The organism is Curtobacterium sp. MCBD17_026, assembly GCF_003234895.2.
Classification (GTDB): domain Bacteria; phylum Actinomycetota; class Actinomycetes; order Actinomycetales; family Microbacteriaceae; genus Curtobacterium; species Curtobacterium flaccumfaciens.
Window position 1 is genome coordinate 1,723,924 of sequence record NZ_CP126281.1, and the last position, 19,939, is coordinate 1,743,862.

Annotated in this window: 17 protein-coding genes; 8 read left to right on the plus strand and 9 right to left on the minus strand. The window is 69.4% G+C overall.

What is annotated here, in order from left to right; translation table 11 throughout:
- Positions 1–15: 15 nt before the first annotated feature.
- Entirely contained in the window at positions 16–1,080 is a 1,065-nt protein-coding gene (trpD, locus tag DEI85_RS08080) for an anthranilate phosphoribosyltransferase (protein ID WP_110860036.1), read from the minus strand.
- A gap of 70 nt (positions 1,081–1,150) precedes the next feature.
- On the opposite strand from trpD, the gene ctaE reads away from it, so the two are divergent.
- From ctaE to DEI85_RS08105, 5 genes are all read left to right on the plus strand, one after another.
- Entirely contained in the window at positions 1,151–1,789 is a 639-nt protein-coding gene (gene ctaE, locus DEI85_RS08085) for an aa3-type cytochrome oxidase subunit III (protein ID WP_027465617.1), read from the plus strand.
- A 21-nt stretch (positions 1,790–1,810) separates the two neighbouring features.
- Positions 1,811–2,620: a cytochrome bc1 complex diheme cytochrome c subunit gene (qcrC, locus tag DEI85_RS08090; protein ID WP_110860034.1), complete on the plus strand. Its 810-nt coding sequence runs from the start codon at positions 1,811–1,813 to the stop codon at positions 2,618–2,620.
- A 33-nt stretch (positions 2,621–2,653) separates the two neighbouring features.
- Positions 2,654–3,718, plus strand: coding sequence for a cytochrome bc1 complex Rieske iron-sulfur subunit (gene qcrA / locus DEI85_RS08095; protein ID WP_027465615.1), 1,065 nt, complete (start codon positions 2,654–2,656; stop codon positions 3,716–3,718).
- Positions 3,718–5,406, plus strand: coding sequence for a cytochrome bc1 complex cytochrome b subunit (gene qcrB / locus DEI85_RS08100; RefSeq protein WP_110860032.1), 1,689 nt, complete (start codon positions 3,718–3,720; stop codon positions 5,404–5,406). The genes qcrA and qcrB overlap by 1 nt, the downstream gene beginning before the upstream one ends.
- A 167-nt stretch (positions 5,407–5,573) precedes the next feature.
- Complete coding sequence (locus tag DEI85_RS08105) at positions 5,574–6,533, plus strand: phosphodiesterase (protein WP_110860030.1); 960 nt, start codon at positions 5,574–5,576, stop codon at positions 6,531–6,533.
- Positions 6,534–7,242: 709 nt separating this feature from the next.
- Here DEI85_RS08105 and DEI85_RS08110 read toward each other — a convergent pair.
- Genes DEI85_RS08110 through DEI85_RS08125 form a run of 4 tightly spaced genes read right to left on the minus strand, consistent with a single transcriptional unit; the run spans position 7,243 to position 11,390 of the window.
- Positions 7,243–8,796: a stealth family protein gene (locus tag DEI85_RS08110; protein ID WP_110860028.1), complete on the minus strand. Its 1,554-nt coding sequence runs from the start codon at positions 8,794–8,796 to the stop codon at positions 7,243–7,245.
- 49 nt (positions 8,797–8,845) lie between these two features.
- The gene (locus DEI85_RS08115; RefSeq protein ID WP_110860026.1) at positions 8,846–9,277 is read right to left on the minus strand and encodes a DUF6804 family protein; all 432 of its coding nucleotides are present in this window, start codon (positions 9,275–9,277) and stop codon (positions 8,846–8,848) included.
- Positions 9,277–9,861: a GDSL-type esterase/lipase family protein gene (locus DEI85_RS08120; RefSeq protein WP_071244688.1), complete on the minus strand. Its 585-nt coding sequence runs from the start codon at positions 9,859–9,861 to the stop codon at positions 9,277–9,279. Before DEI85_RS08120 ends, DEI85_RS08115 begins: the two co-directional genes overlap by 1 nt.
- Positions 9,858–11,390 carry an SDR family oxidoreductase gene (locus DEI85_RS08125; protein WP_258369860.1) on the minus strand — a complete coding sequence of 511 codons (1,533 nt, stop codon included), beginning with the start codon at positions 11,388–11,390 and terminating at the stop codon, positions 9,858–9,860. Before DEI85_RS08125 ends, DEI85_RS08120 begins: the two co-directional genes overlap by 4 nt.
- Before the next feature lie 43 nt (positions 11,391–11,433).
- On the opposite strand from DEI85_RS08125, the gene deoC reads away from it, so the two are divergent.
- The 3 genes from deoC to DEI85_RS08140 all read left to right on the plus strand — a co-directional run bounded on the left by deoC (position 11,434) and on the right by DEI85_RS08140 (position 14,027).
- Complete coding sequence (deoC, locus tag DEI85_RS08130) at positions 11,434–12,165, plus strand: deoxyribose-phosphate aldolase (protein WP_083404120.1); 732 nt, start codon at positions 11,434–11,436, stop codon at positions 12,163–12,165.
- A 139-nt stretch (positions 12,166–12,304) separates the two neighbouring features.
- Positions 12,305–13,258 (plus strand): ROK family protein, encoded by a 954-nt coding sequence (locus DEI85_RS08135; protein ID WP_110860105.1) that lies wholly within the window; start codon positions 12,305–12,307, stop codon positions 13,256–13,258.
- A 196-nt stretch (positions 13,259–13,454) separates the two neighbouring features.
- Complete coding sequence (locus tag DEI85_RS08140; RefSeq protein WP_181420042.1) at positions 13,455–14,027, plus strand: type IV toxin-antitoxin system AbiEi family antitoxin; 573 nt, start codon at positions 13,455–13,457, stop codon at positions 14,025–14,027.
- Positions 14,028–14,411: 384 nt separating this feature from the next.
- On the opposite strand, the gene DEI85_RS08145 is transcribed toward DEI85_RS08140, so the two are convergent.
- From DEI85_RS08145 to secD, 4 genes are all read right to left on the minus strand, one after another.
- Positions 14,412–16,736: a RelA/SpoT family protein gene (locus DEI85_RS08145; RefSeq protein WP_231495664.1), complete on the minus strand. Its 2,325-nt coding sequence runs from the start codon at positions 16,734–16,736 to the stop codon at positions 14,412–14,414.
- A 69-nt stretch (positions 16,737–16,805) separates the two neighbouring features.
- Positions 16,806–17,153 (minus strand): rhodanese-like domain-containing protein, encoded by a 348-nt coding sequence (locus DEI85_RS08150; RefSeq protein WP_071403840.1) that lies wholly within the window; start codon positions 17,151–17,153, stop codon positions 16,806–16,808.
- Positions 17,153–18,157 carry a protein translocase subunit SecF gene (gene secF / locus DEI85_RS08155; RefSeq protein WP_110860018.1) on the minus strand — a complete coding sequence of 335 codons (1,005 nt, stop codon included), beginning with the start codon at positions 18,155–18,157 and terminating at the stop codon, positions 17,153–17,155. The genes DEI85_RS08150 and secF overlap by 1 nt, the downstream gene beginning before the upstream one ends.
- The gene (gene secD / locus DEI85_RS08160) at positions 18,157–19,908 is read right to left on the minus strand and encodes a protein translocase subunit SecD (protein WP_110860016.1); all 1,752 of its coding nucleotides are present in this window, start codon (positions 19,906–19,908) and stop codon (positions 18,157–18,159) included. Before secD ends, secF begins: the two co-directional genes overlap by 1 nt.
- Positions 19,909–19,939: the final 31 nt, after the last annotated feature.

Here is a 19,939-nt window from a genome sequence, read left to right on the forward strand (position 1 = left end):
TGCCGTCCGTAGCGTCTACTGCGCGTCGGTCGCGGTCGGGACCGCGACCCAATCAGCCAGTTTGCGCGCACCGGCGCCCGAGTCGATCGCCTCGGCGGCGACGACCAGCTGCTCACGGAAGCGCTGCAGGACCGGCCGGTCAGACTCGTTCGGGTCCTGCGCCAGCCGGAACGAGACGAGGCCGGCCGCGGCGTTCAGCAGGACGATGTCGCGGACGGGTCCGGTCTCCCCCGCGAGCACCCGGTGGACGACAGCGGCGTTGTGCTCGGGGTCGCCGCCGAGCAGGTCTTCCGTCCGGGCTCGGGCGATGCCGAGGTCGCGTGGGTCGAGGTCGTGCTCGGTCACGCGGCCGCCGGTGACCTCCCAGATGTGGCTGTGCCCGGTGGTGGTCAGCTCGTCGAGTCCGTCGTCGCCGCGGAACACGAGCGCCGTCGCCCCGCGCGTCTGGAACACGCCCGTGATGATCGACACGAGGTCGAGCTGGGCGACACCCACGGCATTGGCCTCGCACCGCGCGGGGTTGACGAGCGGGCCGAGGAAGTTGAACACCGTCGGCACGCCGATCTCGCGCCGGACCGGGCCCGCGTGGGCGAAACCGGGGTGGAACGCGTTGGCGAAGGCGAAGGTCAGGCCGACACGCCGGAAGGTGTCCGCGACACGCGCGGCGTCCATCGTGAGATCGAGTCCGAGGGCGGCGAGCACGTCGCTCGACCCGGACTTCGACGAGCTGGCCTTGTTGCCGTGCTTGACGACGGGGACCCCGGCGGCCGCGATCACGATCGCCGCCATGGTCGAGATGTTCACGGTGCCGACGACGTCGCCACCGGTCCCCACGATGTCGAGCGCCATCGGGTCGACGTCGAGCGGAACCGCGGCGTCCAGGATCGCGTCGCGGAACCCGACGACCTCGTCGACGGTCTCGCCCTTCGCGCGGAGCGTCACGGCGAAGGCCGCGATCTGTGCCTGGGTGGCGCGCCCGTGCACGATCTCCTCCATGGCCCATGTGGACTGCCTGATCGTCAGGTCCTCGCGCGCCATGAGCGCGCTGATCACCGCTGGCCAAGAAAGTGCGTCAGGCATGGGTCGATCGTAGTGAATTCGAGAGACCCGCCAGTCGCCTGCGAAAACACTGTCAGTGGTTTCGGTCATAATGGAGGACGTGACTAGCACCTCTCTCTCCAGATCAGCCAGCGGTCCGGCCCTCAACAGGCCGAACGCCGTGGCCGTGGGGACGATCGTGTGGCTGGGCAGCGAGGTCATGTTCTTCGCCGGCCTGTTCGCGATCTACTTCACGCTCCGCAGCACGTCCCCTGAGCTCTGGGCGACCGAGACCGCGAAGCTCGAGGTGCCCTTCGCCTCCGTGAACACGATCATCCTGGTGCTGTCCAGCTTCGCCTGCCAGTTCGCCGTGTTCGCTGCGGAGCGCTTCCAGGTGCACCGGACGAGCTGGAACCCGCGCCACTGGGGCATGACGGAGTGGTTCTTCGTCACCTACGCGATGGGTGCGATCTTCGTCTGCGGCCAGATCTTCGAGTACGCCAACCTCTGGCACGAGGGCGTGACGCTCTCCTCCAGCGCCTACGGCTCGGCGTTCTACATGACCACCGGGTTCCACGGGCTCCACGTGACCGGTGGCCTCATCGCCTTCCTGCTGACGCTCGGCCGCGGTTTCGCTGCCAAGAACTTCGGCCACAAGGAAGCGACCACCGCCATCGTCGTGTCGTACTACTGGCACTTCGTCGACGTCGTGTGGATCTTCCTCTTCGCCGTCATCTACCTTCTCAAGTAGGAACTGGACACCCCCCAGCACATGTTCAACAGAACCAAGTCCAAGAAGGGCCGCCGTTCACCGATGGCGACCGTGTCGCTCATCGTCGTGGGTCTCATGACCACCGGTGGCGCGTACGCACTGTTCAGCTCCACGGCGAACGCCGACGACAGCACGAGCACCGTCGCCGCCTCGAGCCAGTCGCAGGTGAACGAGGGCGAGAAGCTCTTCGCCTCGAACTGCGCCACCTGCCACGGTCTCTCCGCCCAGGGCACGAGTGAAGGCCCGTCCCTCATCGGTGTCGGGTCCGCGTCGGTCGACTTCCAGGTCGGCACCGGCCGCATGCCGATGGCCGCTCAGGGTCCGCAGGCTGAAGAGAAGCCCGCGCAGTTCACGGACGAGCAGGTCGACGCGCTCGCGCAGTACGTCGCCTCCCTCGGCCCCGGCCCGTCGGTCCCGTCCACCGAGCTCACCAACGGCGAGGAGGGCGACGCTGCCGAAGGCGCCGAGCTGTTCCGCATCAACTGCGCCATGTGCCACAACGTGGCCGGCGCCGGTGGTGCACTGACCGAGGGCAAGTACGCCCCGAGCCTCGAGACGGTCTCCGGCAAGCACATCTACGAGGCCATGCTCACAGGCCCGCAGAACATGCCGGTCTTCAACGACCTGAACCTGACGCCGGAGCAGAAGGCCGACATCATCACGTACCTCAAGTACGTGCAGGACAACAAGTCCCCCGGTGGCTTCGCACTCGGCTCCCTGGGGCCGGTCGCCGAGGGTCTGTTCATCTGGATCTTCGGACTCGGCGCGGTCGTCGCGATGACCGTCTGGCTGACCGCGAAGTCCAACTGATCGTCCGTGTCGAACGACACTGAAGGGAACACCATGGCAGAGCACGACGACGAGACGCTGAACTCGTCCTCGGCTGTCGAGAAGCACGGCACGACCACCTCCCCCGGGATCGCGGTCCTCCCCGTCGACCCGTTCGAGAACCCGGGCGAGCCGCCGCACCGCCCGCGTCGCACCGACGTCGACCCGAAGAAGCAGCGTCTGGCCGAGCGCCAGGTCGCCGCCTACTTCTACCTGTCGATCGTCGGCAGCGTCCTGTCGATCGCGGCGTACGTCGCCTTCCCGATCGACCCGAGCGACTTCGGGACGGTCCGCACCGCGAACCTCTTCTTGGGCCTGTCGATCGCCCTCGCGCTCCTCGCCCTCGGCCTCGGCGCCGTCTACTGGTCGAAGTCCCTCGTCGTCGACCGTGAGATCACCGAGCTCCGTCACGGCACCCGCGGCACCGACGCCACCCGCGCCAAGGCGGTGGAGGCGTTCCAGCTCGCCGACAAGGAGTCCGGCTTCAGCCGTCGCAAGCTGATCCGCAACTCGATGATCGGTGCCCTGGCCGCGTTCCCGCTCCCCGGCATCGTCCTGGTCCGTGACCTCGCTCCGGCCGAGGACCCCAACGAGCTGCTCCGCCACACCTTCTGGAAGCAGGGCCTGCGCCTGACGAAGGACCCGACGGGTCTGCCGATCAAGGCCTCGGACGTCACCATCGGTTCGGTGTTCCACGTCATCCCCGAGGGCATGCTCGAGTCCGAGCACATGCTGGAAGAGAAGGCGAAGGCCTCCGTCCTCCTGATGCGTCTCGACCCGAAGGACCTCAACCCGTCCAAGGGCCACGAGAACTGGGGCTACGACGGCATCGTCGCGTACTCCAAGATCTGCACCCACGTCGGTTGCCCCGTCGCGCTCTACGAACAGCAGACGCACCACCTGCTGTGCCCGTGCCACCAGTCCACCTTCGATGTCTCGAACAACTGCGAGGTCATCTTCGGTCCGGCAGCACGCCCCCTCCCCCAACTTCCGATCGCGATCGACGACGACGGCTACCTGGTTGCCCAGAGCGACTTCCACGAGCCGGTCGGACCGTCCTTCTGGGAGCGTGAACGCTGATGACCAGCACCACCACCACCGCACCGAACACGTCGACGAACAAGCCGGCGCCGGAGCGCGGATCCCGCATCATCGGCGGGGTCGCCAACTACATCGACGAGCGCACCAGCATCTCGGGCCTCGTCAAGGAAGTCGGCCGCAAGATCTTCCCGGACCACTGGAGCTTCATGCTCGGCGAGGTGGCGCTGTACAGCTTCGTCGTCGTGCTGCTCTCCGGGACCTTCCTGACGTTCTTCTTCCAGGCGTCCATGACCGAGGTCGTCTACAACGGCTCGTACGTCCCGCTCAAGGGCGTGGCGATGTCGACGGCCCTGCAGTCCACGCTCGACATCTCGTTCGACATCCGCGGCGGGCTCTTCGTCCGTCAGGTCCACCACTGGGCGGCCCTGCTGTTCGTGGCGTCGATCATGCTGCACATGGCCCGCGTGTTCTTCACCGGTGCCTTCCGCAAGCCGCGTGAACTCAACTGGGTCTTCGGCTTCCTGCTCTGGGTCCTCGCCATGGCCGAGGGCTTCACCGGCTACTCGCTCCCCGACGACCTGCTCTCCGGAAACGGTCTGCGGATCATCGTCGGCATGATCGAGGGTGTCCCGGTCATCGGCGTCTGGATCGCCTACCTGCTGTTCGGTGGCGAGTTCCCGGGGACCGACATCGTCGGCCGCCTGTACACGCTGCACATCCTGCTGCTGCCGGCGATCCTCGTCGCGGTGCTCGGTGTCCACCTCGTGCTCGTCGTGATCAACAAGCACACGCAGTTCGCCGGTCCGGGCAAGACCAACGAGAACGTCGTCGGTGTCCCGATCCTCCCGGCGTTCGCCGCGAAGGCCGGTGGGTTCTTCTTCATCGTCGCGGGCATCCTGGCCCTCATCGCGTCGCTGTTCACGATCAACCCGATCTGGAACTACGGCCCGTACGACCCCTCCCCGGTGTCCGCCGGTACCCAGCCCGACTGGTACATCGGCTTCGCCGACGGCGCGCTCCGACTGGTCCCGCCGCACTGGGAGGTCGTGTGGTTCGGCTACACGGTGTCGTTCAACATCCTGGCGCCGATCGCGGTCCTGGTGCTGCTCATTCTGGCGATCCTGCTGTACCCCTTCATCGAGGCGTGGGTCACGGGCGACAAGCGTGAGCACCACATCCTCGACCGCCCGCGCAACGCCCCGACGCGCACGGCGTTCGGTGCTGCTGGCATCACGCTCTACGCCAGCCTCTGGGCAGCAGCCTCGTCGGACATCATCGCGACGCACTTCCTGGTGTCGATCGAACACGTGATCCACGTGATCCAGGCAACGACGGTCCTCGGTCCGTTCGTCGCCTTCTGGATCACGAAGCGTGTTTGCCTCGCACTGCAGAAGAAGGACCGCGAGATCGTCCTGCACGGCTACGAGTCGGGCCGCATCGTGCGGCTCCCCCACGGCGAGTACATCGAGGTGCACGAGCAGCTCGACGAGTACGAGCGTTGGAAGCTCCTGCAGTTCAACGAGTACAAGCCGCTGATGATCCGCCCGAACGCCAAGGGCAAGATCACGGGTCTGCAGAAGGTACGCGCCGGCGTCTCCCGCTTCTTCTTCGAGGACCGCATCGAGCCGGTCTCGAAGGCAGAGCTCGAGGCAGCGCACGCCGCGCACCACGGCCCGAACCTCGAGGGTGGCCACCAGGCTCCCCAGGTCGGCCCCGGCGATCACTGATCGGTAGCGCACGAAGCAACCCCCGTCACGGAGTGGCGGGGGTTTCTTCGTCCACAACGCGAAACGCCGCCCCCAGTTCACGGCTGGTTCACTCTCGCGTGCTGGACTCGTCCAGGACGGTGTGGCAACGTGTTGCACCACGCATCCGCCAACGGAATGAGACCCCGATGGACAGCCGGACGGCCGAACACCCCAGGCCGAACCACTTCCTCCTCCACCTCAGCGACACGCACCTCGTCTCCGGGGACCGCGACCTGTACGGCGATGTCGACTCCGCCGCTCGACTCACGCAGATCGTCGCCGACATCGAAGCGTCGGGCACGCGTCCCGAAGCGATCGTCGTCACCGGCGACGTGGCCGACAAGGGCGAGCCGGGCGCGTACGCCCGTGTCCGCGAGATCCTCGAGCCGGCCGCGCAGCGCATCGGTGCACAGGTCATCTGGGCGATGGGCAACCACGACGAGCGCGGCGCGTTCCGTCAGGAGCTCTTCGGCCTGCAGCCCACCGATCGCCCGGTCGACTTCGTCTACGACGTCAACGGTCTCCGCGTGATCACCCTCGACACGAGCGTCCCGGGTCACCACCACGGCGAGGTCTCCCCCGAGCAGCTCGACTGGCTCGCCGAGGTCCTGTCCGAGGCTGCGCCGCACGGCACCATCCTGGCGATGCACCACCCGCCCGTGCCGAGCGTCCAAGACCTCACCGTCCTCGTCGAGTTGCGCGACCAGCAGGCCCTGGCCGAGGTCGTCGAGGGCAGCGACGTCCTCGCCATCATCGCCGGTCACCTGCACTACTCGACCAGTGCCGTGTTCGCCGGCATCCCGGTGTCCGTCGCCAGCGCCACCTGCTACACCCAGGACCTCACCGAGTACCAGGGCGGCACTCGCGGCCGTGACGGTGCGCAGTCGTTCAACCTCGTGCACGTCTACGGGCGCAACGTCGTCCACTCGGTGGTGCCGATCGGGCACTACGCCACCGTCGGACAGCCCGTCTCCGCGCTCGAGACCGAGGCGAAGCTCGCCGCGCACGGCGTGACGATCCCCGCGGCCGTCGAGCCTGCACCGGTCACCTCGAGCATCCCGGTGTTCACGCTCGACTCGGTGCCCGTCTCCCCCGTCCACCGGTAGCGCCGCGCACTTCGAGTGCAGGAGAGGTCGGGTCCGTCATGCGGACCCGACCTCTTCTGCTCAGCAAGCGCGGGTGCGTGCGGTCACGACTCCCCGTCACTCCGAGGCGAGTGGTCACGTTCCGTCGCCCGACGGCGCTGCAAGCAACAGTTTGTGACCGCTCGGCGGGCAGCCAACGGGGTGTCCTGACCGCGCGCCGGGGTGCGTCCCGATGGCACGCCGGACGGCCGGGAGGCCCGCGGCGGGGCCGACTCGCGCCTCCCGGCCCGCGGAGTGGTCGCGACACACCGCCGGTGCTGCGTCGCGTGGTCACGTTTCGTCGTTTGCGGGCGGCGCAGGCGACGGTCTGTGACCGCTCGGCGTGTGGGTGGCGGGGAGTCGTGACCGGTCGAGGCTGGTTGGGGGCCGGCGGAGGCCGGCGGAGGGTCCGAACCCGGTGGCTGGGGTCCGGCGCCGGGCTCGCAGGCTCGCCCGGAGCGCCCCAGCAGGACGCTGGCGCGCCCTGAGCGCCCTGAGCGCCCCGTGGGACCGGGCTCGCAGGCTCGCCCGGAGCGCCCCAGCAGGACGCTGGCGCGTCCTGCGCGCCCCGTGGGGCCGGGCTCGCAGGCTCGCCCGGAGCGCCCCAGCAGGACGCTGGCGCGTCCTAAGCGCCCCGTGGGACCGGGCTCGCAGGCTCGCCCGGAGCGCCCCAGCAGGACGCTGGCGCGTCCTAAGCGCTGGGGCGCTCCCACGGCGCGGGGAACGGGAAGTAGCGCTCCAGGAAGTCCGTCACGCGCTGCGTGCGCTCCTCGTCGCTGACCTCCGGGAAGCTGCCGTCGTTGAGGCAGAAGAAGTCGGCGTTCCGCTTCTTCAGCAGCTCGTCGAGCGACCGGAGCCCCGACTGCATCGTGGTGTCGATGTAGCGGACGTCGGCGGTCTCCTGCACGATGGCTCGACCGGTGAGCAGCGAGTAGTAGTGGTACAGCGAGTTCGTCACCGAGATGTTGTCCGCGGCACGGAAGCGCGAGGCTGCCGTCGACGCGAACTCGTCGGCGAACTCGTGCTCCATCTCGGTCATGATCGAGGCGCGCAGGGGCGTCGGGGCGTGCTCGAGGTGCCGGGTGGTCACCGCGCCGAAGCGCTGCTGCAGCAGGCGACGGTTCACGCGGGCGGAGTTCTCGAAACCGCTGCGTGCGGGGTTGTTCGACCCGAGCCCGATGCGGGTGGTGGCGAGGATGAACTTCGTCACCGACCCGGGGCTGAAGAACATCGACGGGTCGGTCAGGCGACCGAAGAACATGTCGTCGTTCGAGTAGATGAAGTGCTCGCTGATGCCCGGGATGTGGTGCAGCTGCGACTCGACGGCCTGCGAGTTGTGGGTCGGCAGCACGGACGGGTCGGCGAAGAACTCCTCGCTGCGGACGATGCGGACCTTCGGGTGCTCGGCGAGCCAGTGCGGCGCCGGGGAGTCCGTCGCGATGTAGATCTGGCGGATCCACGGCGCGAAGGTGTGCACCGAGCGGAGCGCGTACTTCAGCTCGTCGATCTGGCGGAACCGGGCCGGGGCGTCGTCGCCCTCGCCCAGGACGGCGTTCGACTGTGCGGCCTGGCGGGCGCGCTGGTACTCGATGGCGTTGCCGTCGACCCACGAGAAGACGATGTCGATCGGGAAGCGGATGTCCGAGACGTGGTCGTCGAACATGTGCTCGACGGTGCGCCAGGTGCGGCCGTAGCGTTCGATGTCGACGAGGACGAACTCGTCGATCGGGAGGCTCCGACGCATCAGGGCGTTCTCGACGGGAGCGAGGACCTCGGTGTCGGTGACGCGCCAGAACTCGAGCTGGACACTCGTCTCGGCGCCGTAGCGGAGGCGTCCGAGAGGTTCGAGCCGTGGGCGGAACACGCGGAGCACCGGTTCTTCGACGGAGCCGAGTCCGTCGTCCTGCACGAGTACGGCCGGCTTTCCCGGGGGCTTCGCGTAGAAGGGCTCGTTGACGGCCGCGGACATCACGGCGCTCTCGGCGCGCTGGCGGTCACGCTCGTCGAGGGCGATCACCGGGCGCTGGTCGTTGCCCCGGATGAGCAGGTGGTCGACGTCAGCCTCGGTGAGCGCGTCGTCGAGGAACAGCAGGTCCTCGATCATCGACTGCTGCGGCGTGAGGTGTCCGTTGATCAGGGTCAGTCGCCCCTTGCGGACGACGACGTCGGATCGGTCGAGACCGCCGGAGGACGGTCGAGGGTTCAGCAGAGGACTCTCGGTCACCGGCTCGGTCTCGTCGTTCATCCATGCCCTTCGGGTCGTGCGGTCGGGTCCTGTACCCGACCTGCCGATCCTACCGTCCGTCCGACTCGCGGGGCACCTTGACGACGATGCCCACCACGATGAACAGCGCGGCGGCCACCAGCTGAAGCGCCGCCCACACCTGTCCGGGGATCGGCACCGTGACGAGCGGGTTCCAGCAGACGGCGACGGCGGCCATGAGCAGGGCGGCCCACCAGACCTTCCCGCGCACGCTGAAGACGAGCACGATCAACGCGAGCACGGTGACGCCCCAGCGGGCGAAGACGAAGCCCGACGAGTCGACGATGGCGACGCAGGCCAGCAGCACGACCGCCGCGATCATCGACGGCGCCAGTGCCGGGCGGGTGAAGGGCGGCGTGGCACGGGCACCGTTGGCCGGTGCGACGGGTGCGGGTCGAGGGGACCCTGCGGGCACGCCGTGCTGGGACGACCCCACCGGGGGTCGCCCCTTGCGTGCGGCCATCAGTCCGAGGAACCGTCGAGGTCGATCGCCTGGATCGACCGCGACATCGGTGGCAGGTCGCGGACGCGCTCGAGCGCCGGCACCAGCTCCCCGACCAGCGCGCGGTAGCCCTCTTCGGTCAGGTGGAGGCCGTCCTCGGTGAAGCGGGCGTCCAGGTGGTCGCCGTCGGCCAGGGCGGGCCAGGCATCGAGGTACTGCGCGTGGCAGGTGGCGACGAACTGACGGAGGTGCCGGTTGGCCTGCTCGATCTTCGTGGCGTACTCGGCCTGCCGGGGCAGGATCGACACGAGCAGCAGACGCACGCCCGGCAGCTCGCGGCGGAGCGTGACCAGGATGGTCTCGACGTTGCGGACCACGTGCTCGGCGCTGGCGCGGTGGTTGCCGAAGTCGTTCGTGCCGATGAGCAGCACGATCACCTCGGGCTGTTCGGCGACGACGGCGTCGAGGCGCGTCAGGACGCCGTCGGTCGTGTCGCCGCCGATGCCCTGGTTCAGCGTGTGCTCGTCGGGGAGCCACGTGTCCCAGTCACCCTGTTCGGTGATGCTGTCCCCCAGGAAGAGGACGGGGCTGCGGTCGTCGGTCATGCTGCCTCCTCGTGCGCCGGCTCGGGGGTCTCGGTCTGCTGCGTCCGGTTGCGCTGCGTCGACTCGGTGTGGTCGGACTCCCGCTCGGCGGCGGCGGTGATGCGCTCGACCATACCGGGGAAGATGATGCCGTGGAACGGCAGGATGCCGTACCAGTACAGCCGGCCGGCGAGTCCCTGCGGGAAGTAGATCGCCCGCTGGTGGTAGTCGCTGCCGCCGTCGGGGTTCGGTGTGACGGTCATCTCGAGCCACGCACGGCCGGGCGACTTGAACTCGGCACGGAGCCGCAGGTACCGGCCGCGCTCCAGCCGTTCGACGCGCCACCAGTCGAGCGCGTCGCCCTGCTCCAGGCGCTGCTGGTCACGACGCCCGCGGTTCAGGCCGACACCGCCGGCGATCTTGTCCATCCAGCCGCGGGCGACCCAGGCGAGCGGGAACGAGTACCAGCCGTTCTCGCCGCCGATCGACTCGACGACGCGCCAGACGTCCTCGGCGGAGGCACTGGAGTGCCGCTTCCGGTCGTCGACGTAGACGGTGTGCCCGGCCCAGTCGGGGTCGTTCGGCATCGGGTCGGCCGAGGCGCTCGAGAGCGTCGCGCTGCGCCAGCTCGTCTGGACCTGACCGGCGCGCATCTTGTTGAGCGCGAGGCGGACGGCCCGACGGTACGAGGTGAGCCCGCCCTCGGGCTGCGGCACGACGTCGTCGATGTCGTGCTCGCGCTGCACGCACTCGAACTGCAGCGACTCGATGATCGGCGTCGCGAGCTTGCGCGGGATCGGGGTGACGGCGTTGAACCAGTGTGCGGCGAGGCGCGGGGTGAGCACCGGCAGGACCGTGATCGGGCGCTGGGGCAGCTTCGCCTCGACCGCGTAGCCGTTCAGCATCTGGCCGTACCGCAGGACGTCGGGGCCGCCGATGTCGAAGGTGCGGTTGACGTCGGCGGGGACGTCGAGCGCGGCCACCAGGTAGTACAGGACGTCGCGGACCGCGATCGGCTGGATGTGGTTGCGGACCCAGCGCGGCGCGGGCATCCACGGCAGGACGTCGGTCAGGTGCCGGATCATCTCGAACGAGGTGCTGCCCGAGCCGATTACGACCCCTGCCTGGTACGCCACCGTCGGCACGCCCGAGCCGAGGAGGATCTCCCCCACCTCCTTGCGGCTGCGGAGGTGCTTCGACAGCTCGCCGTCCGGGTGCAGCCCGCCCAGGTAGACGAACCGGCTGACGCCGGCCGCCTTCGCCTCGCGCGCCATGGTCTCGGCGGCCTCGCGCTCGGCCGACTCGAAGTCGCCGTCGGCCCCCATCGCGTGGGCCAGGTAGTAGACCGCCTCGATCCCGTCGACGGCGGCGCGCACCGCCTCGGCGTCCTGGAGGTCGCCCTGCGCGACGTCGACCTCACTGCTCCACGGGACGTCCTGGAGCTTCCGGGGATTGCGCACGAACACCCGGACGGAGTGGCCGGCTTCGAGGAGACGAGGGACGAGACGACCACCGATGTACCCGGTGGCGCCGGTGACGAGGACCTGCATGCCCTGCACGCTACGCGGCACGCCTGACGGGTAGGCTTGCCGGGTGGACAACGCAGCCTTCCCCGTCACCGTCGATGCCGTCCGCGGCCTCATCGACCACGCGATCCTGAAGCCCGAACTCACCCGCGCGGACGTCGACGCCCAGCTCGACGAAGCCGCCGCCCACCGCGTCTTCAGCGTCTGCGTCCGTCCGAGCGACGTCGCCCACGCCGTCGAGCGCCTCACGGGCACCGGCGTCGGCGTCGGCACCGTGATCGGCTTCCCGCACGGCACCACGTCCACCGCGGCGAAGGTCGCCGAGTCGCTGCAGGCCCTGGCCGACGGCGCGTTCGAGCTCGACATGGTGCAGAACATCGGCGCCGCGAAGTCGGGCGACTGGCAGCGCGTCGAGCAGGACGTGCGCGCGGTCGTCGACGCCGCCGGCGACACCGTCGTCAAGGTGATCCTCGAGACCGCGTTCCTGACCGACGACGAGATCGTCGCGGCGTCGCGTGCGGCACAGACCGCCGGCGCCGCCTTCGTGAAGACCTCGACCGGGTTCGCGGGCGGCGGCGCGACGGCCGAGCACATCGCCCTCATGCGCCGCACGGTCGGTGCCGACACCGGCGTGAAGGCCTCCGGCGGCGTCCGCGGGCTCGACACCCTGCTCGAGATGGTCGAGGCGGGCGCGAACCGCATCGGCACGAGCGCTTCGGCCCGCATCCTCGACGAGGTCGCGCACCGCGCCGAGACGGGCGCCGCGTCGGCGCTCGGCGACGACACGACGTCCTACTGAACCGACCGGGCTGAGCCGGCGCGTCCAGCCCACCTGTCCCACCCAGCACGACCACACCACGACCAGGCCGGTGCCCACCGGACGCGGCGACGCGTCGGCGACCCGCACCGTGCCTCCAGACCGCCGCATCGGAGCGCGCATGTCCAGCACCGCACCCCAGTCCCCCGCCCTCGCCCTGGCCGTCGACCTCGGCGGCACGAAGGTCGAGGCCGCGCTCGTCACCGACCAGGGCGTCGTCCTGCCGGCGACCCGGTTCCGGAGCCCCACCGGGCCGCAGCGCACCTCGGACGAGCTGCAGGCCGCCGTCGACGAGGTCGTCACGGCCGCGCTCGGCGCGCTGCCCGCCGACGCGACGCTCGTGGGCGTCGGCGTCGGTTCCGCCGGGCCCGTCGACGAGGAGCACGGCCTCGTCTCCCCGCTCAACATGCCGGTCTGGCGTGGCCACCCGCTGCGCGACCGGATCGCGGCGCTCGTGCCGGACGACGTCCCGGTGACGCTCCGCATGGACGGCCTGGCGATCACCCTCGCCGAGCACTGGGTCGGCGCGGCCCAGGGCTACGAGCACGTCATGGGGATGATCGTCTCCACCGGCGTCGGCGGCGGGCTCATCCTGCACGGTCGCACCGTCAGCGGACCGACGGGCAACGCCGGCCACATCGGCCACGTCGAGTGCGGCGGCTACGACGACCCCTGCGCCTGCGGGGGCACCGGGTGCCTCGAGGCGATCGCCAGCGGCCCGAAGACCGTGGCCTGGGCACGTCGTCAGGGCTTCGCGGGCACGACCGGCGAGGAGCTCTCGGCCGCGTACGCCGCCGGCGACGAGATCGCCGTCGCCGCGGTCCAGCGGAGCGGCCGTGCCCTCGGGCAGGCCATCGCCGCCGCCACGAGCCTGGTCGACCTCGAGATCGTCGCCATCGGCGGCGGGTTCTCGCACGTCACGCCGGACCTGTTCGAGTACGCCCGGCAGGCCGTGGCGGAGCGCGTGGAGTTCGGGTTCGTCACGAAGGTGCAGATCGTGCCGACCGGGTTGTCCCAGGACGGTCCGCTCATCGGTGCCGCGGCGCTCGTGCACCGCGCCGACGTCCTGCGCTGAGCGCGCGCGTCGCGTCCGGCCGCGTCCGATCCGGCGCGCGGCCGTCGGCTGGGTGCGTCGTGGACGCGACCCACGCCGTGGACGTGACCGGCGACCGCCTGGAGGCGCGGTGCGGGCCCGCCACGAGCCTCCCGGCCGGTCCGTCGCTTGTCCACAGGCCTGTCGGTCGCGCGCGCAGGTCGGGCAGGATGTGCGGGTGCCCCGCCTGCGACTGCTGACCAGTGACGACTGGCCGGATCCCGAGCTGCGTGCGGCGGTCCTGGCCGGCGAGCTGGTCGCCGTCGGTCCGTGCTGGGCCTCCCCTGCCGAACCGCAGACGCCGTCGTTGCGCGCCGCCGCTGCCGCATGGGTCCTGCGGGACGCGCGCCTGATCGCCTGCACCCTGACCGCCGCGTGGATCTGGGGTGCGGTGTCCCGGCCGCCGGCGCCGCTCGAGGCCTGCATCCCGCCGCAGGTCCGCGTGCACGTCGGTCCGGACGTCCGCCTGCGGGAGGTCCGCATCGACGTCGACGACACCGTCGAGCTGTCGCGGCTGCGGGTCACGCTGCCGGCGCGGACCGCGGTCGACCTGCTCCGGACGCCGGGGCCGACGGCCGGTGCGTTCGGGGTGGCCGAGGCGACGGCCGTGCACGGGCTGCTCGCGATCGGGGCGGTCACCGCTGCCGAGCTGCAGGCGCGCCTGAGGTCCCTCGGGACGATCCCCATGGTGCGGCAGGCCGAGCGTCGGTTGCGGGGGCTGCCGGATGCGGCTGGGGGCGCTGGCCGCTAGTGCGTCGCGGGTGCGTTCGCCGAGTGGTCACGACACCCCGCTCGCGTTCGCCGAGTGGTCGCGGACTGTCGGTTGGCAGGGTCGCAGTCGACGGTTCGTGACCGGTCGACGCTGCCCGTGCGACGAGTCGTGACCGGTCGACGGGCGACGGGCGACGGTCGACGGGCAGGAAGGGCCGGGAGGCGCCGGGTGGGGCTGCCACGGGCCTCCGGTCGGCGGTGTGCGAGCGGTCAGGGCACCCCGCTCACGTTCGCCGAGTGGTCACGGACCGTCGGTTGGCAGGGTCGCAGTCGACGGTTCGTGACCGGTCGACGGTGCCCGTGCGACGAGTCGTGACCGGTCGACGGTCGACGGTCGACGGACGGGCCGCGCGGGGCCCTGCCGCTAGCCGGCGCTGACGCGGTAGACGTCGTAGACGGCGTCGATGCGTCGCACCGCGTTCAGCACGCGGTCGAGGTGGATGGTGTCGCCCATCTCGAACACGAACCGGCTCAGTGCGAGACGGTCGGACGAGGTCGACACCGTCGCGGACAGGATGTTCACGTGGTGGTCGGTCAGCACCCGGGTGACGTCGCTGAGCAGGCCCGACCGATCGAGCGCCTCGATCTGGATCTGCACCAGGAACACCGACTTCGACGACGGAGCCCACTCGACCTCGATCATCCGGTCGGGTTCGTTCATGAGCGACTTCACGTTGGTGCACGACGACTGGTGCACCGAGACGCCCTGGCCACGGGTGATGAAGCCCACGATCTGGTCGCCCGGCACCGGTGTGCAGCACTTCGCGAGCTTCACGAGGATGTCGGGCGCACCGCGGACCAAGACGCCGCTGTCGCTCGTGCGCAGCTGACGACTGGTGACCTGGCGCGGGAACGCGAGTTCGGGCTCGTCCGTCTCGGTCTCGGTCTGGACGTTGCCGAGGACCTTCTCGATCACCGACTGCGTCGAGACGTGGCCTTCGCCGATGGCGGCGTACAGGGCGGAGACGTCCTCGTACCGCATCGACGAGGCGACCTCGGCGATGCTGTCCTGGCTCATGATGCGCTGGAGCGGCAGGTTCTGCTTGCGCATCGCTCGGGCGATGGCGTCGCGACCCTGCTCGATCGCCTCTTCGCGGCGCTCCTTGGTGAACCACTGCTTGATCTTGTTGCGTGCGCGGGGGCTGCGGACGAACTGCAGCCAGTCCTGCGAGGGGCCGGAGTCGGGGTTCTTCGACGTGAAGATCTCGACGACGTCGCCGCTGGACAGCTGGCTCTCGAGCGGGACGAGGCGGCCGTTGACCTTCGCACCCATCGTGCGGTGGCCGATCTCGGTGTGCACCGCGTAGGCGAAGTCGACCGGGGTGGCTCCGGCGGGGAGGCCGATGACCTTGCCCTGCGGCGTGAAGACGTAGGTCTCCTTGGCACCGATCTCGTAGCGAAGGGAGTCGAGGAACTCGCCCGGGTCGCTGGTCTCGGCCTGCCAGTCGGTGATGTGGGCGAGCCACGCCATGTCCTGGTCGTCCGTGGTCGACGAGGTACCGGCGTCACGGCCGGCAGCGCGCTGCTTGTACTTCCAGTGGGCGGCGACACCGAACTCGGCGCGCTGGTGCATCTCGTGCGTACGGATCTGGATCTCGACCGCACGACCCTGCGGTCCGAGCACCGTGGTGTGCAACGACTGGTACAGGTTGAACTTGGGGGTCGCGATGTAGTCCTTGAAGCGACCGGGCAGCGGGGTCCAGCGGGCGTGCACCGAGCCGAGCATGGCGTAGCAGTCGCGCACGGTCGGCACGAGCACGCGGATGCCGACGAGGTCGTAGATCTCGTCGAACTCACGACCCCGCACGATCATCTTCTGGTAGATCGAGTAGTACTGCTTCGGCCGGCCCATGACGTCGCCGCGGACCTTGGCGGCCTTCAGGTCCTTCTTCAGGGTGCCGATGACGTTCTGGACGAACTGCTCGCGCTTCGGCTGGCGTTCCTTGACCAGGCTGTCAATCTCGACGTAGAGCTTCGGGTGCAGGACCGCGAACGACAGGTCCTCGAGCTCGAGCTTGATCATCTGGATGCCGAGCCGGTGCGCGAGCGGCGCGTAGATCTCGAGCGTCTCCTTCGCCTTGCGCGTGGCGGAGGCCGACTCGACGAAGCCCCACGTGCGGGCGTTGTGCAGGCGGTCGGCGAGCTTGATGACGAGGACGCGGATGTCCTTCGACATGGCGATGACCATCTTGCGGACGGTCTCGGCCTGCGCGCTGTCGCCGTACTTGACCTTGTCGAGCTTGGTGACGCCGTCGACGAGCATCGCGATCTCGTCGCCGAAGTCGGCCCGCAGCTGGTCGAGCTGGTAGTCGGTGTCCTCCACCGTGTCGTGCAGGAGCGCGGCCGCGATGGTGATCGTGCCGATGCCGAGGTCGGCCAGGATCTGCGCGACCGCGACGGGGTGCGTGATGTACGGCTCACCGGACTTGCGCTTCTGACCGTCGTGCGCGCGTTCGGCGACCGAGTACGCACGCTCGATGAGTGTCACATCGGCCTTGGGGTGGTGCGAGCGGACCGTGCGGATCAGCGTGTCCACCGCGCCGGCCGGCTGGGCGCGCGAGAACAGGCGCGGCAGCAGCGAGCGGAGGGAACCGAGGTTGCCGGTGGTGTTCGGACCGATCGGGCTCGAGGGCCGCGGGGCGGAACCCGGGCGGCTCGGCGCGGACGGCTCTTCGCGGGTGTCCGTCATGATGCGCCTCCCAGGACTCGGTCCGAGAGCTCGATCCGAGCTCGATCCGACAAGACTACGCGTCCCCGGTCAGTGCCCGTGACGCGGTTCGCCCTGGGCGTCGCGCTCCACCGGCGCCCCCGCCTGCTCCCAGGCGAGCATGCCGCCGGAGAGGTTGACGGCCGGCACGCCCGACTGCTCGAGCGCCGCGACGATGCGCGACGACCGACCGCCGGAGTGGCAGACGATGATGGCCGGCTGGTCGCCGCCGTCGATCTCCTGCCAGCGGTCCACGAACTCCGACATCGGCACGAGCGTGGCCTGGGGAGCGTGGACCTCGTCCCACTCCCCCTGCTCGCGGACGTCGAACAGCCGGGCTCCGGCGTCGATGCGGCGCTGGGCCTCGGCGACGTCGATCTCCTGGATCTCGATGGGCATCAGACGTTCGCCTCTGCCGCGTCGACCTCACGCCGGCGCTTCTCGGCCGCCTGGGTCTTCTTGGCGTCCGACTCCTTGATCTTCGGTTCGTTCTCGCGCAGCTGCGCGTACATCGGCGATGCGATGAAGATCGTCGAGTAGGTGCCGACGATGATGCCGATGAACAGCGCGAGCGAGATGTCGCGCAGGGTGCCGGCGCCGAGCACGTACGACCCGATGAAGAGGATCGCCGCGACCGGCAGCAGCGCCACGACCGAGGTGTTGATCGATCGGACGAGGGTCTGGTTCACCGCGAGGTTGACCGACTGCTTGAACGTCCGGATCGATTCCTGCGCGGTGTTCTCGCGCACCTTGTCGAAGACCACCACGGTGTCGTAGAGCGAGTACCCGAGGATGGTCAGGAACCCGATCACCGCCGCGGGCGTGACCTCGAGCCCGACGATGCCGTACACGCCGGCGGTGATGAGCAGGTCGTGCAGCAGCGCCGCCATCGCGGACAGCGACATCTTCCAGGTGCGGAAGTACAGCGTCATGAAGACCGCGGCGAGGGCGAGGAAGATCACGAGACCACGGATGGCCTGCGCGAGCACGTCGGCACCCCACGTCGCGCCGATGAAGGTCGCGGCGACCTGGCTCTCCGGGACGTCGTAGGCCTTCGCCAGGGCGTCCTGCACCTCGGTCGTCTGCCGGTCGGTGAGCTGCCCGGTCTGCACGCGGATGCCGTGCGTGCCGAGTTGCGAGACGCGCGGGATCGACTCCGGGACGACGTCCTCGACGGTCTCGGTGGCGAGGTTCTGGTCGAGCGTCTTGACGTCGGAGATCGTGAACTCCGAGCCGCCGGTGAACTCGATGCCGAGCTGGTACCCGCCACGGAGCCACGGGGTGACGAGCGAGATCACGATCATCGCGAGGGCGATGAGGTACCAGGTCTTCCGGCGCCCGATGATGTCGTACGACCGCTTCCCCGTGTACAGGTCGCTGCCGAACTGGCTGAAGCTGGCCATCAGTCGTCCTTCCCGTCCGGCGTCGAGCCGTTGTCGCCGGAGGCCTGCTGGGCCTTCCGCTCCGCGATCGTCTGTCGGCGCTGTGCCTCACCGGCACTGCGCTGGCGCTTGCCGTCCACGACGGGTGCGCGGAACTGTGCGCGCCCCCGGTAGACGGCACCGAGAGCTGCCGGGTCGAGACCACTGAACCGGTGGCCCTCGCCGAAGAACCGGCTGCGGGCGATGAGCTGCATCATCGGGTGGGTGAAGAGCGCGACCACCACGATGTCGATGAGGGTCGTGAGGAGCAGCGTGAACGCGAAGCCCTTCACGTCGGCGACCGCGAGCACGTAGAGCGTGACGGCGGCGAGGAAGTTCACCGCGTCGGACGCCAGGATCGTGCGGAGTGCACGCTTCCAGCCGGACTCGACCGCGCTCTCGAGGGCACGGCCGTCGCGGAGTTCGTCACGGATGCGCTCGAAGTAGACGATGAACGAGTCCGCCGTGATGCCGATCGCGACGATCAGACCCGCCACACCCGCCAACGAGAGGCGGTAGTCGACACGCCACGACATGATCGCGATCACCAGGTAGGTGAGCACCGCGGCGATCCCGAGCGACAGCACGGTGACGAACGCCAGGGCCCGGTACTGGATGACCGAGTAGATGATCACCAGGATCAGACCGATCAGACCGGCGACGAGGCCACCGATGAGCTGCGCGGTGCCGAGCGTCGCCGAGATGTTCTCGTTCGACTGCACCTGGAAGTTGATCGGCAGCGCACCGTACTTCAGCTGGTCGGCCAGGGTCTTCGACGACTCGGCCGTGAACGACCCGGTGATCTGTGCCTTGCCGTTCGTGATCGCGGAGTTCGTCGTCGGCGCGGTGATGACCGAACCGTCGAGCACGATCGCGAACTGGTTCTGCGGCTGCTGGAGCGAGACGAGACGGTTCGTGACGGTGCGGAAGTCCTTCGAGCCCTCGCCGTTGAACGTCAGGTTGACGGCCCACTGCCCCGTCGACGTGCCCTGCGAGTCCGTGGCGAGACCGGAGGTGGCGTTGCTGATGTCGGCACCGGAGACCTCGACCGGTCCGAGGATGTACTTCCCCGCGCCGTCCTGGTCACAGGTGACCAGGGGCTCGTCGTCGGGCGCCGTGGTGACGTCGTCCGGAGCCGCACAGTTGTAGTTGGTGTACAGGTCCTGCAGCTTCGGCGTGACCCAGTTCAGGTCGCTCGCGTTGGTCGGCTTCGCGCTCGGCGTCGCGGCGAGCGAGGCCGGCGGCGAGTACGGCGTGGCCGATGCGGTGCCCTTGCCGTCGTCACCGACGGCGGAGTTCGTCGCGGCCTCGGTGAAGAGCACCGGACGGAAGGTCAGCTTGGCCGCTGCCTCGATGCGGTCGATCGTGGCCTTGTCGGGGCGACCCGGGATCGAGACGACGATGTTGTTCGCGCCCTGGGTGTTGATCTCCGACTCGGAGACACCGGTGGCGTCGATGCGCTGGCGGATGATGTTCACCGCCTGCTGCAGCTGCTGCGAGGTGACGGAGTCACCCTCGGTGTTCTGCGCCGCCAGGGTCAGCTGCGTGCCGCCCTGCAGGTCCAGAGCCAGCTCGGGGACCCAGCTCGCGCCCTGGTACCACTTGTCGGTGTCGTCCTTCGAAGAGCCGGCGAGGATCGACGCGGCGGTGTTCACGCCGGCGAGGATCGCCATCAGGATCACCAACCAGGTGAGCGAGCGCAGCGCCTTCTTGACGGGTGTCGATCGTGCCACCGGTCGTCTCGTCTTTCTGTTCAGGACCGTC

Coding starts and splice junctions, on each gene's coding strand:
- trpD (WP_110860036.1), bottom strand. CDS start 1,080: ATGCCTGACGCACTTTCTTGGCCAGCGGTGATCAGCGCGCTCATGGCG.
- ctaE (WP_027465617.1), top strand. CDS start 1,151: ATGGAGGACGTGACTAGCACCTCTCTCTCCAGATCAGCCAGCGGTCCG.
- qcrC (WP_110860034.1), top strand. CDS start 1,811: ATGTTCAACAGAACCAAGTCCAAGAAGGGCCGCCGTTCACCGATGGCG.
- qcrA (WP_027465615.1), top strand. CDS start 2,654: ATGGCAGAGCACGACGACGAGACGCTGAACTCGTCCTCGGCTGTCGAG.
- qcrB (WP_110860032.1), top strand. CDS start 3,718: ATGACCAGCACCACCACCACCGCACCGAACACGTCGACGAACAAGCCG.
- DEI85_RS08105 (WP_110860030.1), top strand. CDS start 5,574: ATGGACAGCCGGACGGCCGAACACCCCAGGCCGAACCACTTCCTCCTC.
- DEI85_RS08110 (WP_110860028.1), bottom strand. CDS start 8,796: ATGAACGACGAGACCGAGCCGGTGACCGAGAGTCCTCTGCTGAACCCT.
- DEI85_RS08115 (WP_110860026.1), bottom strand. CDS start 9,277: ATGGCCGCACGCAAGGGGCGACCCCCGGTGGGGTCGTCCCAGCACGGC.
- DEI85_RS08120 (WP_071244688.1), bottom strand. CDS start 9,861: ATGACCGACGACCGCAGCCCCGTCCTCTTCCTGGGGGACAGCATCACC.
- DEI85_RS08125 (WP_258369860.1), bottom strand. CDS start 11,390: ATGCAGGTCCTCGTCACCGGCGCCACCGGGTACATCGGTGGTCGTCTC.
- DEI85_RS08135 (WP_110860105.1), top strand. CDS start 12,305: ATGTCCAGCACCGCACCCCAGTCCCCCGCCCTCGCCCTGGCCGTCGAC.
- DEI85_RS08145 (WP_231495664.1), bottom strand. CDS start 16,736: ATGACGGACACCCGCGAAGAGCCGTCCGCGCCGAGCCGCCCGGGTTCC.
- DEI85_RS08150 (WP_071403840.1), bottom strand. CDS start 17,153: ATGCCCATCGAGATCCAGGAGATCGACGTCGCCGAGGCCCAGCGCCGC.
- secF (WP_110860018.1), bottom strand. CDS start 18,157: ATGGCCAGCTTCAGCCAGTTCGGCAGCGACCTGTACACGGGGAAGCGG.